Raw genomic sequence first — 16,067 nt, 5'->3', positions numbered from 1 at the left:
CGCGGTACGGGCCAGGTCGGCGTCACAGAACCCCTTATTTTCAACGGATTCTGTTATCCACAGCCGAACCATCCTGTGGATCTTGTCAAAGGCAACAAGTCACAAACCGAGTAGGCGAGCGCCGTTCTCCCAGCAGACCGCGCGCAGCCAGGCGTCGCCCAGGTCCAGGGTTTCCAAGGACGAGAGCTGAACGGCGTACTCGTACGGGATGTTGGGGAAGTCCGACCCGAGCACGATCCGGTCCTGGACGTCGGCCAGGCGGGGGACCAGGTCGCGGGGGAAGGGCATGAGCTTCTCGGTGAAGGGCGTGAGCGCCATCGTCGTGTCCAGGTGGACGTTCGGGTACGACGTGAGCGCGAGATGCTCGGCGTACTCCGGCATTCCCAGATGTGCGATCACCGCCGTCAAAGCTGGGTGGCGGCGGAGGACCTCGCCGATCGGGCCAGGGCCGGTGTGGCGGCCGGGGATCGGGCCGGAGCCGCAGTGGATGACGACCGGTACGGCGGCCTCGGCCAGCAGGCCCCACACCTCGTCGAGTTCGCCGGTGCGGGGGTCGTAGTCGCCGACCTGGAGGTGGACCTTGAAGATCCGCGTCCCGAGCTCCAACGCCGATCGGACGTAGTCGGCCGCGTCAGGCTCCGGGAAGAAGGTGCCGCTGGACACGCAGCCGGGCGTCGCAGCAGCGAAGTCGCGGGCCCAGGAGTTCAACCCGGCGGCCATCCCCGGCTTGTGCGGGTAGACCAACGCCGGAAACGCCCGGACCCCCAACGAATCCAGCGTCTTCAGCCGTTCCTCCACCGACGTCCGGTAGGTGATCGGCCACTCGGTCCCGTAATGCTCGGACGCCTGGTCGAAGTACGCCCAGACCGCTTTCAGCACCCGATCCGGCAGGAAGTGCACATGCACATCCACCAGCCCATCGAGCCCAAGCCGCCGCCACCATGCCGGTACTTCGGAGTCACGCACGCCCCTAGCCTGCCTGATCGGCCACCCAGAGGTCGGTGAGGCCCTTGAAGTGGGCCATGAACTTGTCCTGTTCGTGCCGTGGGTACGTTGCGGCGACGGTCTCCTGGAGGATGCGGGCGAAGTCGGGGCCGGCGACCCAGTCCCGGACGCGGAGGTCGAAGTCGCCCAGGTGGGCGTCGCACCACTCGCGGTACTTCGTGGTTTCGAAGTGCTCGTCCGCGAGGGCGAGGTACGCGTTCAGCTTGGCGTCGTAGTCCAGCGACGGGTCGTCGGCGATCTCGAAGTACCGGTCCGTGTGCAGATCGACCGACGAGCGCCGGCCGGTGGCGAGACAGAAGACCGACCACTTCACGAGCGCGCTCAGCGCCCACGGGAAGTAGTAGTGCAGCGACGTGACCGCGACGTCCGGGCAGGCGTTGGCGTAGTCGATCGGGTGCACCGAGTCGCCCTTGACCAGCATCTCGCAGGAGTTGAACTCCCAGCCGAAGAACGCGTTCACGATCCGGCTGATCGCGACCGCCTCGTGGCCGGCGGCCGGGCTGAGGAAGTCGTGCGAGACGGCGTACCGGTTGTGCATCGGCTCGTCCGGCCGGAAGTCCATCACCATCGTCTCGGCGCCGATCGACAGCGCCCGCGCGAACTTGTCGTACTCGATCGTCGCCTGCAGGTGCATCAGCATCTCGCCGGACTCGTCGTACGCGCGGTGCAGGTCGTCGGGGTTGTTGATCCGGGACACGCCCCGCCAGCCGCCGCCGTCGAACGGCTTCATGTAGAGCGGGTACCCGAGGTCGTCGGCGATCGCGTCCAGGTCGAACGGCCGGTTGTACGTCGCCGACGTGTATGCCCAGCGCACGTTGTCGACCGGGTTCTTGTACGGCACCAGCACGGTCCGCGGGATCTTCAGGCCGAGCCGGAGCATCGCGCAGTACGCCGAGTGCTTCTCCATCGACTGGAACGTGAACGGGGAGTTCAGCAGGTACGTGCCGTTCATCAGCGCGGCCTTCTTCAGCCATTCGCGCGGGTGGTAGTACCAGTACGCGAGCCGGTCGATCACCAGCCCGACGCGGACCGGATCGTTGAGGTCGAACGGCTCGATGGTGAGCCGCCGGGACCCGAACTCGTGCTCGTGCCCGTCGATCGTCACCGGCCCGACCCGCTGCAGCAAGGCCTCGAACGCCTGCGGCCAGTCCTCCTCGGCCCCGAGCAACAACCCGATCAGGTGACGCGATCTATCACTCACGTGGCGCTCCTCAATTCGATGCGGCCTCAACAGAACCGGGGCAGATGATGGGCGATCTGCTGCCGCCACCAGGGCCAGTCGTGTGCTACGTCGTACCCCCACAGATCCAGCTCATGCGGGATGCCTTTCTCCTTCAGCACGGCGGCGGTCGCGCGGGCGGACGGCAGCGAGCCGGTCGGGTGGGTCTCCCAGTCACCCTGACCGACCGTGAGCAGGATGAACAGCCTCCCGCGCAACCACTCCAGGTGATCGCCGGACAGCCCAGGCAGGTAGTCGGCCGGGTTGTTGAAGTACGTCGCGTCGCCACGCTCGCCCCACGCGTGCCAACTGGCCGCGTCGTAGTTGCCCGACTGGCAGATCGCGACCGGGAACAGGTCGGCCCGCTTGAACGCGAAGTTCAGCGCGTGGAACGCACCGAGGCTGCAGCCGGTCGTGATGATGTCGCCGACCCCCGGTGAGTCCGCCCCGATCGTCGGCACCACCTGGTTCACGATCCAGGACTCGTACAGCTCGTGCCGGCGGGCCCGGTCCTCGAGCTGGATACTGCGGTCGGACCAGCTCACGTGGTCGTAGGAGTCGACGCAGTACAGCTTCACCCGGCCGTCCTCGATCAGGTCCGCGACCGCGTCGACCATGCCGTTGTTCTCGTAGTCCCAGGCGCGTCCCTGCTCGCTCGGGAAGACCAGCACCGGGCGGCCGAAATGGCCGTACCGGATCAGCGTTCCGCGGCGGTCAAGCCCCGGCGCCTCCAACTCGACCTGCTCCCGTTCCATCAGCCCCACCCCAGGTCCGTCGCAGTAGCTCCGTCAGATCAGGATCCAGCACATCCCGCCAGGCTGTGAAGTTGTGCATGTCCGGAGTTTCGTCGAGGACGACGTCCAGCCCGAGTTCGGCCAGCCGCGCGGCCATCACCCGGTTGTTGTGCACGTTCTCCTCGGTCGTCCCGGCGGTGATCCCGACCGGCGGCGTACTGGGTGCTGTGGTTGCCGCGAGCACCTGCGCGACGAACCCGGTCACCTGGGCGTAGAACTCGAACTTCGACTCCTGCGGATCGGTTTCCGGCGTGAAGAACGACCCGGACTGCAGGAACAGCCCGGAAAACGTGTTCGGAAAGTTCCATTCCGCGTGCAGCGCGGCGAGCGCTCCCAGACTCGCTCCCATCAGCACGGGCCGCCGGCTCTGGTACTGCGCCCGCACGGCCGGTACGACGTGTTGCGTCAGGGACAGGGCGTACTGCGGGTTCGCGGCGTACCAGAGGTTCCGGGACGTCGGCCGGATCAGCGCCAGGCGGAACGGCGGCAGCGCACCGGAGCCGATCATCGCGCCGGCGTACTGCGTCAAACCGGCGTACGACGCGAACTCGGGACCGTCGTGGGACAGCAGCAACGGCAACTCGAACCCGGGCGCGATCCCGTCCGGAGCCCACACCTGGATGTCGACCGGCCCGACGGGCGCGTCGACCGTGAGCGGCGTCAGCGTGGACGGAATAGGCGGTACGGCGATCCAGGCCGGCTCGACGTACCCGGGCAGCGGCAGCCACGAGTGGTCGCCGAATGCGCCGCCGACCACCCGCGGGTTGGTCGGATCGGTCCGCATGCCGAGGTCGGCGATGTCGAACAGGTACTCCATCCGGTGCACCGAGGGCCGCGGCAGCCGCAGCTCCCAGCCGTAGTCGACCGGCTTGAACTCGAGCAGCTCCCCCGGGAGCCCGAGCTCCTGCCACAACCGGACTCCGGAAAACGTGTGCGCAGCGTCGCCGAGGCGGAACACCACCTCGGCTCCTTCGACTGCGCTCACGACCATCCGACCAAGGTACCGACGGAAACACTGACAGAGGCTGTCAGTGATGAGGTTCTATCGTGGGAAGGTGGTCGATCTCACCGATATCCGCGAAATCACCGCGGACCTCCCGCGCAGCTACGAAGTTCTGGTCCGGGACCGGATCAAGTTCCGCGTCGGCCAGATCGTCTACCTGGCGGTCGCGGCCGACGAGCAGACCATCGGCCTCGGCTTCCCGCGCGAGGAACGCGCCGCCGCCCTCGCCGCGGAGCCGGACAAGTTCCTCCCGCCGCGTCCGTCCGACGAACGCTTCCAGTGGATCGAACTCAACCTGGCCGCCGTCGACTACGACGAACTCCGCGAGCTGATCCTCGATGCCTGGGCGCTGTGCGTCCCGAAGAAGGTCCGCCGCGAGTACTTCGGCGACCAAGGCCCTGTCTAGGTCACGACCACCGGCGTGTCCGGGCTGCCGATCAGACCGAGCAGATCCACGGCCTCGGCCTCGACGGCTTCGGTTTCGGCGGCGGTGAGCGGCTCGTGGGCGGTGACCCGCAGGCTCGGGTCGGCGCCGCGGTGGTGACGCCAGTCGGCCCGGTAGTCGCCGTCGATCAGGACGGTGCCCATCGCAGCGCCGTTACCGGGCGGCAGCGGTACCTGCCGTCCGGCCGGGTTGATCCGCCGCCGATCCGCGTGCGACAGCAGCAGATTGTCGAACTCCGGAAGGAACCGCACCGGCGCGGGCGTGTCCGCGTCCGGCAGCGGCCCGTCCGGTACGTCGTACAGCTCCCGCCCGTCCTCGTCCGCGAACACGCGCAACCCCGGCCGGAGCCGATCCACGACCTCACGCAACCGCGTCAACCCGGACCACATCTGTACGTCGGCCACACTCGCCGGACCGAACGCCGCCAGGTACCGCAGCACCAGCGCATCGATCGACGGATCCGCGTCGGGTGCCCGGCCGAGCCAGCTCTCGATCGTCTGCAGCGCGGCCGGACCGGTCTCGCCCCACACACCGCGAGGTGTCACCTGCACGGTGCCGGCCAGGTAGCTGACGGCGTACGCCATCGCGTTCGCGTCCCAGTCCGGCCAGCGCTCGCCGAGCACGTCGCGCAGCCGGCTCCGGCTGTACGGCTCGCTGCTCAGCAAATCGGTGCCAAAGGCAATGATGGCGTCGAGATCGGCCCCGGCCAGCTGCTTACCGAACGCTCCGCGGAAACCCCGGTCCGCGACCGGATGGACGAGCGGCAGCATCATCAGGCAGTCGTCGGCGGTGACGAGATGGATCGTGGATCGCAGCAGCCCGGCACGAACGACCTGGCGCGACGTCATCAGCGTGGACAGTTCGTCCGGGTCGAAGCCCTCGAGCCTCGACCACAGCGCGACGTACGGCGCCAGCGGGGCCTGCGCCTGCAGGCCCACCAGCCGTTCGATCAACTCGGTGACCGATCCGGCCTCCCGACGCAGCAGCTGCTGACGCCGGAGGGTGGCACGGTTCAGTTCCCGCCGGCTCAGCACGCGGGTCGATGCGTTCATCGGGCCAGCGTACGGAAGAAGGCGCGCACGTCCTCGACCAGCAGGTCGCCGCACTCCATCGCGGGGAAGTGCCCGCCCTCGGTGAAGTCCGACCAGTGCTCGATCTGCCGCTCCGGATCGGCGACGCGGCGAACGACCGGGCTGCTGTTGAAGACGGCCCATCCGGCCGGCACGGACGACTTGGCGCCCCATCCGAGATCGGAGTGCGCGGCCTCGTACAGGAACCGGGCGGCGCTCGCGCCAGCGCGGCAGAACCAGTAGATGCTGACCAGTGTCAGGAGCTGGTCGCGATCCACCGACTCCTCGGGCGACTTGGCCGGATCCGTCCACAGCTGGAACTTCTCCGCGATCCACGCGAGCTGCGCCACCGGGGAGTCGGTCAGGGCTGCCGCGATCGTGTCCGGGGTGTGGTTCTGCAGATCCAGATAGCCACGTCCCGCCTGCCAGGCCGCCTTGGCCTCCTGGACGACCGCGAGATCCTGCTCGTCGAGGCCGTCCGGCAGCGGTACGAACTCCCCGGCCAGCGCGAGCGTGCCCCGGTCGCTGTTGATATGCGTGCCGATCACCCGGTCCGGCACCGTGGCGCCCAGGTGCCCGGTGATGCCGGCGCCGATGTCGCCGCCCTGCGCCGCGAACCGCTCGTACCCGAGCCGCGTCATCAGCTCAGCGAACGCCGCGGTCGTCCGCCCCAGCTCCCAGCCGCCGCCGGACAACGGCGTCGAGAACCCGAACCCCGGCAGAGACGGTACGACGACGTGGAAGGCGTCGGCGGCCTGGCCACCGTGCGCGACCGGATCCGAGAGCGGCCCGAGCAGGTGGAGGAACTCGACCGCCGATCCGGGATAGCCGTGGGTGATCAGCAGCGGAGTCGCGTCCGGCTCGGGGGACCGGACGTGGAAGAAGTGGATGACCTGCCCGTCGATCTCGGTCGTGTACTGCGGAAAGCGGTTCAGCTCCTGCTCCGCCTTGCGCCAGTCGTACGACGTACGCCAGTACTCGGCGAGGTCGTGCAGGTAGCCGCCGGGGATGCCACGGCTCCAGTCCTCGGCGTCGCCCGGGACCGGACGCGGCCGGCGCGTGTGCTCGAGCCGGAACTTCAGATCGGCCAGGTCGGCCTCGTCGATGGCGATCTGGAACGGACGGATCTCCTGTGTGTTGGTCATACCTCGACCGTAGGAGCCATTGCGGAAGACTTTCTTCCGCAATGTCCGCCATGCTGGAGAAATGCTGAACACGTCGGCTCGTCTGCTCCGGTTGCTGTCCCTGCTGCAGGCTCGCGCGCTGTGGGCCGGTCCTGAGCTGGCCGAGCGGCTCGGAGTGACCACCCGCACGATCCGCACCGACGTCGACCGGCTGCGGCAGCTCGGGTATCCGGTGGAAGCCGCGCCAGGACTCGCCGGCGGCTACCGGCTCGGGGCCGGTGCCGCGTTGCCGCCGCTGCTGCTGGACGACGAGGAGGCGGTCGCGGTGGCGATCGGCCTGCGTACCGCCGCCATCGGAGGGGTGGAGGGGATCGGCGAGACCTCGATGCGAGCGCTCGCCAAACTCGAGCAGGTGCTGCCGCCGCGCCTGCGGCATCGGGTCAGCGCGCTGCAGTCGGCGACTCTCGCCGTACCGGGCACCGGGCCGTCGGTCGACGCGGACGTGATGGTCGCGATCGCGGCTGCGATCCGCTCCGAGCACCGGCTCCGCTTCGACTACGCGAACCACGAAGGGCGGGCCAGCCGCCGGGAGGTCGAGCCGCACCGGCTGGTCGTGATGGGACGCCGGTGGTACCTGATCGCCTGGGATCCGGAGCGCGACGACTGGCGGACGTTCCGGGTCGATCGGATCACGCCGAAGATCCCCGGCGGCCCGCGGTTCACTCCCCGGGAGCTGCCCGAGGCCGAGGTCACCGCCAGGCTGCAGCGCGGCGTCGGCACCGCGACCTGGCGGTACCACGCCCGCGTGCTGCTGTACGCGCCCGCCGCCGTCGTCCGCGCCAAACTCCCGCTGCCCGTCGACGTCGAGGAGCTCGGTCCGGACCGGTGCCAGATCAAGGTCGGCTCGGACACGCCGCACATGCTCAGCCTCTACCTCGGTCTGCTGGACGTCGACTTCGAGGTCATCGACGCGCCGGAGCTGTCGGCCGCCCTCACCGCACTCGCCGACCGGCTGCACCGCGCGGCCTCATCCTCAGGTAGTAGACCAGAACCATCCTGACGGCCGATGGGTACGCCGTTGCCGCGAGCAACTCTTGAAGCATGACTGGGGATTTCCTACCCCGGCGCCAGAAGGCGTCGGTGCTGAGCCAAGCTGTGACCGTGGTGATTCTGCTGGCCGTGGTGGCCGTCGGGGTCTTGTTGTTTACCTAGGATTCCCAGCGCACATCAGCTTCGCCCGGCCGCACGACCCCGGCCTCGTAGGCGACCACGACGGCCTGGACCCGGCTGGACAGGCCGAGCTTCGACAGCACCGAGCTCACGTGGGTCTTGACCGTCGTCTCGCTGACGAACAACTTGGTCGCCAGGTCCCGGTTGGACAGTCCGCGGGCCATCCAGACCAGGATCTCGCGCTCGCGTTCGCTGAGGTGGGACAGCAGCCCGGCCCAGCGCGCATCCGGTTGCGCCGGCGCGCTGATCGCCGTACCGCCGTCGACCTGACGCTCGAGTTCCATACAGCGCTCGAGCAGCACGCGGGTCGAGGCCGGATCGACGAGCGAGTCGCCCCGATGCACCGCCCGTACGGCGGAGACCAGGAGATCCGGATCGGTGTCCTTCAACAGGAACCCGGACGCCCCGGCGCGAACCGCGGCCAGTACGTAGGCCTCGTCGTCGAACGTGGTCAGCACCAGTACGGCGGGACGCGCGCGGCCGGCCTCCCGGTTCGCGGTCGTGATCCGCTCGGTGGCGACCAGCCCGTCCATCACCGGCATCCGGATGTCCATCAGGACGACGTCCGGGTCGTGCTGCTCGATCAGCCGGAGCGCCTCCTCGCCGTTCTCGGCCTGCGCGACCGTGGTCAGATCCGGCTCGTGGTCGAGGATCATCGCCAGGCCCATCCGGATCACGCCCTGGTCGTCGGCCACCAGGATCCGGATCTGGCCGCTGTCCGCTCCGGCTGCGCCGGCCGCTCCGGTCAGTTCTGCGGGGGTAACCACGCCTGCACTCTCCATCCACCCAGGGGGCCGGCCGCGACGGCGAGCGTCCCGCCGACCGCTGTGGCCCGTTCCCGCATCCCGATCAGTCCGTTGCCGCGGCCGCTCTCCTTGCGGCGCGCGGTTTCCAGCACGTTCACCGGCGGCGGCCCGCCGTTGCCGTTGTCGTCGATGGTCAGCAGCTCGCCCTGCGGTCCACTCTGCCAGGTCACCCGCGCCGCGCTCGCCTTGGCGTGCACCATCACGTTCGTCAGCGCCTCCTGGATGATCCGGACCGCGGTCAGATCGGTCGCCGAGGTGAGCTGTCGTTGCCGTGGCGGCAACTCCATCGTGACGTCGATCCCGACCGCCTTCAGCCGCTCACCCATCCGCGCCACATCGGCCAGGTCCGGCACCGGCGCGGTGCCGCCGCCGGACCCGGTGTCGCCGGCGACCTGCGGCGACGCGGTGTTCAGCACCCGGACGGTCTCCCGCATCGCGGTCAGCGCCTCCTTGCCGCTGGCAATGATCCAGCGGATCGCCTCCCGCAGTACCTCGGGCCGCTCGTCGGCCACCCGGTCCGCCGCCTGCGCCCGGATCACCACCGCGCTCACGTGATGCGAGATCACGTCGTGCAGGTCGCGGGCGATCCGGGTCCGCTCCGCGACCGCGGCCCGCTCGGCCTCCACCGCGCGCAGCCGGACCAGTTCGGCGTTCCGCTGTTCGAGCAGGGCGACCGACTTCCGGCGCCGGCGGGCGTCCGCGCCGAGCAGCACCATGCCGCAGATCAGTGCCTCCGCGAACACGAACAGTGACACGTCGATGTACGAGTACAGGCTCGGCACGTCCCGCGGGAGGCTCTGGTACCGGTCGCCGCGCAGGATGTCGCGGTTGACGTGGCTGAGGACGATCGCGACCACGGCCGGCAGCCCGATCATCAACCCGGCCAGGCTGCCCATCGTGAAGAACAGACACGTGAAGCGCCGTACGCCGGCCGACGCCGCCAGGTACCCGACGACGAGCAGCGGGACCAGGTGGATCTCCGACTGCAGTGCCGCGTCGCTGATCTCGGGCTGACCGAACATCGTGAGGCCGAGTTGCGCCGCGAGCCCGGTGCCCGCCGCGGCGTACAGGAACGGGTACAGCACCGAGACGGCCAGGAGCATCGTGCGCGGAATCCGCCGCACGAGGGCGACCGTGGCGACCAGGAAGACGCCCGTGACGACCGAGACGGCCGGGTTGTGCGGGCGCAGACCGGTGCCGTTGATGAGGTTCAGCACGGCGAACCAGACCAGCCCGATGAGCGCCGCGAGCAGCAGATCCTGCTGCCCCTGCGACAATCGGCGCCAGACGCTCATCATGTCGCCCAGCGTAGTCAGACCCTGTTTGCCAAAGCTTCATCTGCCCGGAGGGGCGGTCTCTCCAACTTTTGGAGGAGGCTCGGCGTCCGAACTGATACTCAGGGGCTACTGATGGGACGTGAGAACGGTCCCTGGGACCGATGCGCCCACCGCCCTGATCCGAAAGGCTGTACCCCATGAGTCACGAGCTGCCGCCGCGTCGGAGTGGTGCGACGCGGACGCGGTTGCTGTCCGTGATCGGAGTGGTCGGGGTCGGTGCTGTCGCCGGCGGGCTGCTGCTGTGGCACGCGCAGGTCGGCGAGGTACTGGGCCTGGGTGCGGACAAGGAGCCGGTGGTCTCGACCGTCGGCGCGCCCGCGATCGGCGGCCCGCCCACCACCACGCGGCTGGTGAGCCCGACGCCGTCCCGCCGTACGACGACCCGGACGACGCCGACCACGCCGCCGAAGACCACAACGACGCCCTCCAAGAAGCCCACGAAGAAGCCGACGCCGGTTTCTCGTGAGGAGAGCATCGACGGGCTGTCGCCGAAGCTGAAGTCACGGCTGACGAAGGCGATCGCGGCCGCGAAGGCCGACGGCGTCCGGATCAGCATCACGTCCGGCCGGCGCAGCGCGGCGAAGCAGCAGCGCCTGCTGAACGAGGCGATCAAGAAGTACGGGTCCTACAAGCTGGCGACGCGCTGGGTGCTGCCGCCGAAGTACTCCGCCCACGTGCAGGGCAAGGCCGTCGACATCGGTCCGGCGGCCGCCATGACCTGGCTGAACAAGAACGGCTGGCGGTACGGCGTGTGCCGCCGGTACGACAACGAACCCTGGCACTTCGAGGCGCTCACAACGCCCGGCAAGAAGTGCCCGCCGCGAGAACCGCACGCGGTGGCCAAGGCAGATTGATCACAAGGGGGAAACCGAGATGACCATGACCTACGCACAGCCCCTCACCCGGCGCTACACCCGCGCCCGGCTCGCCGTACCCGCCTTGTGGCGCCAGGTGATCCGGACCGGCGACAACGCTTCGGACCGGGCCGAGCGGACGACGGCGGAGCCGGATCGCTCTGCGCACACGCAGCTGGAGATCTACGACGGCGTACTGGCCGCGTTCGAGCGTCGTGACGAGGTGGCAGCGGTACTGCGGACTTCCGCCGACCGTGCGACCGCCGTACGACGTCTGCGCGAGGAGTTCACCCTCAGCCACCTGCAGGCGACCGCACTGATCGATCTGCCGCTCACCACCGAGTGCCGCGACCGCATCGCGCACCGCGCCGAAGAGCTCCGCACCGCCCTCGCCCGCTGACCTCGCCCTCCCCACGCGAGCCGCACCAAGGGGTGCTCGCGGCTCGCGTGGACCTGCGGGGTTTGCGTGCCGTGGGGAGGATGGAGGGGTGATCACGATGGAGCAGGCCGGACGACTGCGCAAGGCCGGGGTGCTGTGGACACCCGCGGCCGGGGATCGTTTCGTCGTACCGGACCGGGACATGGACGAGGACGTGTTCGTGGTGAGCGACATGACCGTCGAGGTGCACGACTACCAGGGCAGCAAGGTGATCGGCTTCAACGGCACCACCGAGTGGGCCCTGGACAGCATCGAGCAACGTGAGGTCGTGTGGCTCCCCCGCGAGGAGCAACTCCGCGCTCTCCTCGGCTCGTACTTCCAGTCCCTCGAATCCACCCCCGACGGCTACCGAGTAACCCTCACCAACAGCACCCACACCTCCGAAGACGCCGAACAGGCCTACGCCGAAGCAGTCATCCACCTACTCGACGCTTAAGGCACCGCCCGCCACCCCCACCCCTCGTTCCTTTCTAGGGCGTGGTCCGCCAGTACTGCTTCTTGTCTTTGTCCTTCACGCTGTAACCGAGGTTGGCCAGGTCGTTGCGGAGTTCCCGCAAGTCGGCCTTCCCCTTGTCACCCTGATCGAACGCCTTGGACCGAGCCCGGAGCAGCGCGTTGGCCGCCGGCGAGACATCCGGATCCCCCTCGACCCACCGCCGAAACTCGGACTCATGCGGGTCACCAGAATCCGACCACGGGTAACCATGCGTCCGGAACGCCATCGGGATCCGCTTAGCCTCGGACTTCAGCTGGTCGTGCTTCTCCCGCGCCAGCTCGCGGGACGCCGCGTCCTGGAGGACGATCTCCTTCCCGTCCAGGAACGCCACCGCGACCTTCACCCGCGGCACCGTCACGGTCTTCTGGTTCTTCAGGAACTCGACCGACTGACTGGTGATCGTCACCTTCAAGGTGTCGTCGAGCGCCATCCCGGCCAGCAGTACGCCGCCCGCCAGCCCGACGGCCACGCAGATCACCACGACCCACCAGCTGTCCCACGCCCCGATCAGCTTCAGCGGACCCTGGAACGGCACCCACTCCCGCCCGGCCGCCCAGTCGGCGATCCGCGGCAGGAAGAACCCGAGCACCAGCCCGGCCAGCGGCAGCCCGCCGAACAGCACCGCCTTGTCCGTCGCGGAGTGGCCGATCACCGTGCGATCCGCAGTCGTAGACCCCATGGACCGAACGTAGCGTGACGGCCGGAAACTAAAGTATCGACCGACGGCAACCGAAGGAGCCACGTGACGGACGGGATCTGGCTGCGCTTCCTCAGCGGCCCCGACATCGACGAACTGGGGCTCACCAGGCTGGAGATCGTGGACGCCGTGGAGGACGCGGTCCGCGAGCACGGCGAGGGCCGGACGAGCTTCGAGCCGCGCATGCACCTGATGCCGAACAACGGCGGGATCGGCCACTTCAACGTCCTGCGCGGGCACCTCGACGGCCTCGGTGAGCACGGGATCAGCGGCGTGAAGGTGGTCGGCGACTTCGTCCCGAACTACCAGAAGGGTCTGCCCAGCGAGCTCGCGATGGCGACCCTCTTCGACCCCACCACCGGAGTACCGCTCGCGGTCCTCGACGCGACGATGATCACCGCGGCCCGTACCGGCGCGATGACGACCGTCGGCGCCCGCCACCTGGCCCGCCGGGACAGCAAGATCCTCGCGCACGCCGGGGCCCGCGGCACGGCGTGGTGGAACGTGACGATGCTCGACGACCTGCTCGACCTGGACGAGATCCGGGTGACCTCGCGGCGGCCGGAATCGCGGGAGAAGTTCGCCGCGGAACTCTCCGCGGAACTGTCCACGCCGGTCCGGGTGTGCGCGACCGCAGAGGAGGCCTTCGACGGCGCCGACGTACTCGTCGAGGCCACCCGCCTCACCGAGCCCGAGCCGCTGCTCCGTACGTCGACGGTCCGGCCGGGCGCGTTCGTCGTACCGTACGGGACGGTGTCGGCGGTCGAGCTCGATCTGCTGGACGTGATCGACAAGGTGGTCGTGGACGACTGGCGGGAGGCGCAGTCCGGGCGGTTCGGTTCGCTGCGCCGGCACGTGGACAGCGGGCGGCTGTCGCCGGACACGCTGTACGCCGAGATCGGCGAGATCGTCGCGGGCCGCAAACCCGGCCGTGAGAACGAGGCCGAACGCACCCTCTTCTGGCACCGCGGCCTGTCCCTGCTGGACGTCGCCATCGCCCACCTGATCCTCCGGCGAGCCGAAGCCGCCGACGCAGGCACCATGCTCCGGTTCCACTGATGATCGTCAACGATCCCGCTGAGGTCGATCCTGCCAACTCGGAGCCGATCGAGCTCGCGCCCGCCCTCCTCGACCGCTTGGCCGCGATCCGCGCCGCTGCCCTCGATACCCTCCGCGCCGGACGGCCCGTGTACGGCGTCAACACCGGCATGGGCAACCTGAGCAAGGTCCGCCTGACCGAAGACGAGCAGCGCGTCCACCAACGCAACCTGCTGCTGGGCCGAGCCGTCGGCGGCCCGCCCTGGCTCCCACCGGAGGAAACCCGCGCCGTCCTGATCGGCCGTCTGAGAACCTTCCTCACCGGCGACGCGGCCGTCTCGATCGAACTGCTCCACCAGTTGGTTGCCCTCATCAACAATGGCCCACTGCCGAACATCCCCGCCGAAGGGGCCGGATCGGCAGGCGAGATCATCCCGCTCGCCCACGCCTTCGCCTCCCTGGATCCCGGGCCGAAGGAAGGCATCGCCTTGCTGGCGGGCATTCCCGGCGCGACCGGCCGAGCCGCGCTCCACTTGAGCAGAGCGCGCGGTTTGGCGGATCACCTCAGCGCTGTCGCGGCCGGAGCGATCGCGGTCGTCGGCGCCAACCGGGATCCGTACCGGGCGGGCGCGGCGCGCGGGGACGACGTACTGGGCGTCGAACTCGCACGGCTTCGCGAGCTGGCGGGTCCCGAGCTGGAGCCGCGCAGTTTGCAGGCGCCGGTGTCGTTTCGGGTCGCGGGGCACGTGAACGCTCATGTTCGGCGGACCGTGCGGTACTTGGATGACGCGGTGGACCGGGCGTTCGCCGGCGTGACGGACTCACCGGCGTACCTGGACGGCGAGTTCGTCGGCACCGCCGGGTTTCATGGGATCGATCTCGCCGCGCACTGCGACCAGCTGACGGCCGCGCTGGCCCATGCCGCCGAGGTCTCAGCGGCCCGCCTGCACCGCCTGCTCGACCCCAGCGTCACCGGCCTCACCGCCCAACTCGCCCACGAACCAGGCCCTCAAGCCGGCCTGGTAGCCGTCCACAAACGCGCGGTCGCGACCACCCACCTGCTCCGCCGGTTGACGTTGCCCACAGCAATCAGTACGACGGAGACGTCCAACGGCCAGGAAGACGTACAGACCTTCTCGTGGGAAGCAGTCGGCAACCTAGCCGAAGCGATCCGCCTAACCCGCGAAACAACCGCCTGCGAACTCCTCGCCGTACGGCAAGCCTTCGCCCTCTCACCCCGCGACATCCCGCCCGGCCTCCAACGCCTGATGCGGTCAGTCGACGCCGCCGTCCCACCAATCAACGCCGACCGCCCCTTCGGCGAGGACCTCACGCGCCTACTGACCGACGTCATCTGATAGTCGCCCCACGCGGCCTTAGTTCTTGCCTGCGAGGGCGTCCTTCAGCATTGGGGTCAGTTTGGGTAGGGCGTACTTGATGCCGAGGGGGCCGCCGATGGACATCGCGCTGGAGAATTCTCCGCTGGGGGTGGCGGTGTTGATGACTGGGGCGCCGCCCCAGTAGGCGACGTGGCCGGACTTGACCGCTGGTAGGGCGTTCCAGATCTTGTCGTTGACGACCGCGGGGTCGAGTTTGCCGGCACCGTCCAGGGCGGCCATGAAGATCACGTCGGCGTCCAGCTTGGGGGTGAGCTCGGGGGAGATCTTGACGTAGAAGTCGCCGTTCTCCATCGCGTCGATCTGCGGGTTGGTCTTGAACCCGAGCGCGGTCAGCAGCCGCATCCGCGGGTCGGACGGGAGCCACGCGTTCAGGCTGTCCGCCGAGTACACGCCCGCGGTGATCACCTTGCCGGCGAACTCCGGGTTGGCCTTCGCGGTGTCGGTCAGCAGGGTCTCGGTGTCCTTCACGACCTGCTCGCCCGCGGCCGACGTACCGGTCGCCTTCGCGATCTCGCGGACCTGGTCCTGCCACGGGACGCCGTACACGTTCTTGGTCCCGGCCGGCGCCGCGATCGTCGGCGCGATCGCGTTCAGGGTGTCGAACTCCTTCTTGTCGTTGATCGTGTTGACGTACAGGATCAGGTCCGGCTTCAGTGCCGCGATCTCTTCGAACTTCGGCTGGTAGGACTGGATCAGCTTCGGCGCCGGCCGGTCGCCGAGCGCGGACTTCACCCAGCCGCGCAGCTGCGTGTTGCCGAACCAGTCGGCGCCCCCGACCGGGACGACGCCGAGCGCGATGGCCGCCTCCATGTCGCCGCCGCCGAGTGTCACCACCCGCTGTGGCTTGGACTTGATCGTGGTCGAGCCGTACAGGTGGTCGATCGTCACCGGGAATCCGGCGGTGTCGCCGGTGCTCGCTGCGGAGTCCTTGGTGTCGTCCTGGCTGCACGCGGCGAGTCCGGCGCTCAGGGCGAGTACGGCGATCGCGACGGCCGCGATGGACCGGATACGGGGCAGGGCCATGGCGGCTGGATCCTCCGAAAGGCGTCAGATGTAGGTAAGCCTAACCTGACTAAACCGGGATCAGGCGAGGGGGTTGATCGAAAAAGC

General features: G+C 69.0%; 17 protein-coding genes. 7 read left to right on the top strand and 10 right to left on the bottom strand.

The genetic code is table 11. The features are described 5' to 3' along the window. Positions 1-99: 99 nt before the first annotated feature. From E0H92_RS42155 to E0H92_RS42140, 4 genes are read right to left on the bottom strand one after another with little or no spacing between them, the layout of a single operon-like run. A complete protein-coding gene (locus E0H92_RS42155) occupies positions 100-966 on the bottom strand; it encodes an amidohydrolase family protein (RefSeq protein WP_202874107.1) in 867 nt (288 codons plus the stop codon). Positions 967-970: 4 nt separating this feature from the next. Next, positions 971-2,206: an ATP-grasp domain-containing protein gene (locus E0H92_RS42150; RefSeq protein ID WP_131500244.1), complete on the bottom strand. Its 1,236-nt coding sequence runs from the start codon at positions 2,204-2,206 to the stop codon at positions 971-973. A 26-nt stretch (positions 2,207-2,232) separates the two neighbouring features. Further along, the gene (locus tag E0H92_RS42145; protein WP_131500243.1) at positions 2,233-2,979 is read right to left on the bottom strand and encodes an esterase family protein; all 747 of its coding nucleotides are present in this window, start codon (positions 2,977-2,979) and stop codon (positions 2,233-2,235) included. Beyond that, the gene (locus E0H92_RS42140) at positions 2,939-4,009 is read right to left on the bottom strand and encodes an alpha/beta hydrolase (protein ID WP_131500242.1); all 1,071 of its coding nucleotides are present in this window, start codon (positions 4,007-4,009) and stop codon (positions 2,939-2,941) included. Before E0H92_RS42140 ends, E0H92_RS42145 begins: the two co-directional genes overlap by 41 nt. Positions 4,010-4,052: 43 nt before the next feature. Between E0H92_RS42140 and E0H92_RS42135 the strand changes: the two genes are divergently transcribed. Then, the gene (locus E0H92_RS42135; protein ID WP_131460714.1) at positions 4,053-4,427 is read left to right on the top strand and encodes an MmcQ/YjbR family DNA-binding protein; all 375 of its coding nucleotides are present in this window, start codon (positions 4,053-4,055) and stop codon (positions 4,425-4,427) included. Here E0H92_RS42135 and E0H92_RS42130 read toward each other — a convergent pair. Beyond that, positions 4,424-5,518, bottom strand: coding sequence for a winged helix DNA-binding domain-containing protein (locus E0H92_RS42130; protein ID WP_131500241.1), 1,095 nt, complete (start codon positions 5,516-5,518; stop codon positions 4,424-4,426). The two genes, E0H92_RS42135 and E0H92_RS42130, sit on opposite strands and share 4 nt — an antisense overlap. Further along, positions 5,515-6,681, bottom strand: a complete 1,167-nt coding sequence (locus E0H92_RS42125; protein ID WP_131500240.1) for an epoxide hydrolase family protein — start codon at positions 6,679-6,681, stop codon at positions 5,515-5,517. The genes E0H92_RS42130 and E0H92_RS42125 overlap by 4 nt, the downstream gene beginning before the upstream one ends. Positions 6,682-6,742: 61 nt before the next feature. Between E0H92_RS42125 and E0H92_RS42120 the strand changes: the two genes are divergently transcribed. Then, positions 6,743-7,720: a helix-turn-helix transcriptional regulator gene (locus E0H92_RS42120; RefSeq protein WP_131460711.1), complete on the top strand. Its 978-nt coding sequence runs from the start codon at positions 6,743-6,745 to the stop codon at positions 7,718-7,720. A 148-nt stretch (positions 7,721-7,868) separates the two neighbouring features. Here E0H92_RS42120 and E0H92_RS42115 read toward each other — a convergent pair whose 3' ends face one another. Both E0H92_RS42115 and E0H92_RS42110 read right to left on the bottom strand, forming a co-directional pair. Beyond that, positions 7,869-8,657 carry a response regulator gene (locus E0H92_RS42115; RefSeq protein ID WP_275670136.1) on the bottom strand — a complete coding sequence of 263 codons (789 nt, stop codon included), beginning with the start codon at positions 8,655-8,657 and terminating at the stop codon, positions 7,869-7,871. After that, complete coding sequence (locus E0H92_RS42110; RefSeq protein ID WP_238152561.1) at positions 8,636-9,994, bottom strand: sensor histidine kinase; 1,359 nt, start codon at positions 9,992-9,994, stop codon at positions 8,636-8,638. The genes E0H92_RS42115 and E0H92_RS42110 overlap by 22 nt, the downstream gene beginning before the upstream one ends. Before the next feature lie 176 nt (positions 9,995-10,170). Here E0H92_RS42110 and E0H92_RS42105 point away from each other — a divergent pair, with 176 nt between their 5' ends. The 3 genes from E0H92_RS42105 to E0H92_RS42095 all read left to right on the top strand — a co-directional run bounded on the left by E0H92_RS42105 (position 10,171) and on the right by E0H92_RS42095 (position 11,762). Beyond that, the gene (locus E0H92_RS42105; protein ID WP_131500238.1) at positions 10,171-10,887 is read left to right on the top strand and encodes a M15 family metallopeptidase; all 717 of its coding nucleotides are present in this window, start codon (positions 10,171-10,173) and stop codon (positions 10,885-10,887) included. Positions 10,888-10,906: 19 nt separating this feature from the next. Further along, complete coding sequence (locus tag E0H92_RS42100) at positions 10,907-11,287, top strand: hypothetical protein (protein ID WP_131500237.1); 381 nt, start codon at positions 10,907-10,909, stop codon at positions 11,285-11,287. A 97-nt stretch (positions 11,288-11,384) separates the two neighbouring features. Then, complete coding sequence (locus E0H92_RS42095) at positions 11,385-11,762, top strand: pilus assembly protein CpaE (RefSeq protein ID WP_238152587.1); 378 nt, start codon at positions 11,385-11,387, stop codon at positions 11,760-11,762. Positions 11,763-11,796: 34 nt separating this feature from the next. On the opposite strand, the gene E0H92_RS42090 is transcribed toward E0H92_RS42095, so the two are convergent. Next, positions 11,797-12,501, bottom strand: a complete 705-nt coding sequence (locus tag E0H92_RS42090; protein WP_131460706.1) for a YqeB family protein — start codon at positions 12,499-12,501, stop codon at positions 11,797-11,799. Between the two features lie 63 nt (positions 12,502-12,564). On the opposite strand from E0H92_RS42090, the gene E0H92_RS42085 reads away from it, so the two are divergent. Together E0H92_RS42085 and E0H92_RS42080 are read left to right on the top strand one after the other, a co-directional pair. Then, the gene (locus tag E0H92_RS42085) at positions 12,565-13,578 is read left to right on the top strand and encodes an ornithine cyclodeaminase family protein (RefSeq protein WP_131500236.1); all 1,014 of its coding nucleotides are present in this window, start codon (positions 12,565-12,567) and stop codon (positions 13,576-13,578) included. Continuing rightward, positions 13,578-14,915: an aromatic amino acid lyase gene (locus E0H92_RS42080; protein WP_131500235.1), complete on the top strand. Its 1,338-nt coding sequence runs from the start codon at positions 13,578-13,580 to the stop codon at positions 14,913-14,915. Before E0H92_RS42085 ends, E0H92_RS42080 begins: the two co-directional genes overlap by 1 nt. Before the next feature lie 18 nt (positions 14,916-14,933). Here the strand turns inward: E0H92_RS42080 and E0H92_RS42075 are convergent, their stop codons facing one another. Next, on the bottom strand, positions 14,934-15,980 hold the full coding sequence (locus E0H92_RS42075) for an iron-siderophore ABC transporter substrate-binding protein (RefSeq protein WP_131500234.1): 1,047 nt from the start codon (positions 15,978-15,980) through the stop codon (positions 14,934-14,936). Between the last annotated feature and the right edge of the window lie 87 nt (positions 15,981-16,067).

The sequence above is a fragment of the Kribbella speibonae genome, from assembly GCF_004331375.1.
Taxonomy (GTDB): domain Bacteria; phylum Actinomycetota; class Actinomycetes; order Propionibacteriales; family Kribbellaceae; genus Kribbella; species Kribbella sindirgiensis.
The sequence above is the reverse complement of the archived record's forward strand: the minus strand, read 5'-3'. Positions and strand labels throughout refer to the sequence as shown.

Coding starts and splice junctions, on each gene's coding strand:
- E0H92_RS42145 (WP_131500243.1), bottom strand. CDS start 2,979: ATGGAACGGGAGCAGGTCGAGTTGGAGGCGCCGGGGCTTGACCGCCGC.
- E0H92_RS42140 (WP_131500242.1), bottom strand. CDS start 4,009: ATGGTCGTGAGCGCAGTCGAAGGAGCCGAGGTGGTGTTCCGCCTCGGC.
- E0H92_RS42135 (WP_131460714.1), top strand. CDS start 4,053: ATGAGGTTCTATCGTGGGAAGGTGGTCGATCTCACCGATATCCGCGAA.
- E0H92_RS42130 (WP_131500241.1), bottom strand. CDS start 5,518: ATGAACGCATCGACCCGCGTGCTGAGCCGGCGGGAACTGAACCGTGCC.
- E0H92_RS42125 (WP_131500240.1), bottom strand. CDS start 6,681: ATGACCAACACACAGGAGATCCGTCCGTTCCAGATCGCCATCGACGAG.
- E0H92_RS42120 (WP_131460711.1), top strand. CDS start 6,743: ATGCTGAACACGTCGGCTCGTCTGCTCCGGTTGCTGTCCCTGCTGCAG.
- E0H92_RS42110 (WP_238152561.1), bottom strand. CDS start 9,994: ATGATGAGCGTCTGGCGCCGATTGTCGCAGGGGCAGCAGGATCTGCTG.
- E0H92_RS42105 (WP_131500238.1), top strand. CDS start 10,171: ATGAGTCACGAGCTGCCGCCGCGTCGGAGTGGTGCGACGCGGACGCGG.
- E0H92_RS42100 (WP_131500237.1), top strand. CDS start 10,907: ATGACCATGACCTACGCACAGCCCCTCACCCGGCGCTACACCCGCGCC.
- E0H92_RS42095 (WP_238152587.1), top strand. CDS start 11,385: ATGGAGCAGGCCGGACGACTGCGCAAGGCCGGGGTGCTGTGGACACCC.
- E0H92_RS42090 (WP_131460706.1), bottom strand. CDS start 12,501: ATGGGGTCTACGACTGCGGATCGCACGGTGATCGGCCACTCCGCGACG.
- E0H92_RS42080 (WP_131500235.1), top strand. CDS start 13,578: ATGATCGTCAACGATCCCGCTGAGGTCGATCCTGCCAACTCGGAGCCG.
- E0H92_RS42075 (WP_131500234.1), bottom strand. CDS start 15,980: ATGGCCCTGCCCCGTATCCGGTCCATCGCGGCCGTCGCGATCGCCGTA.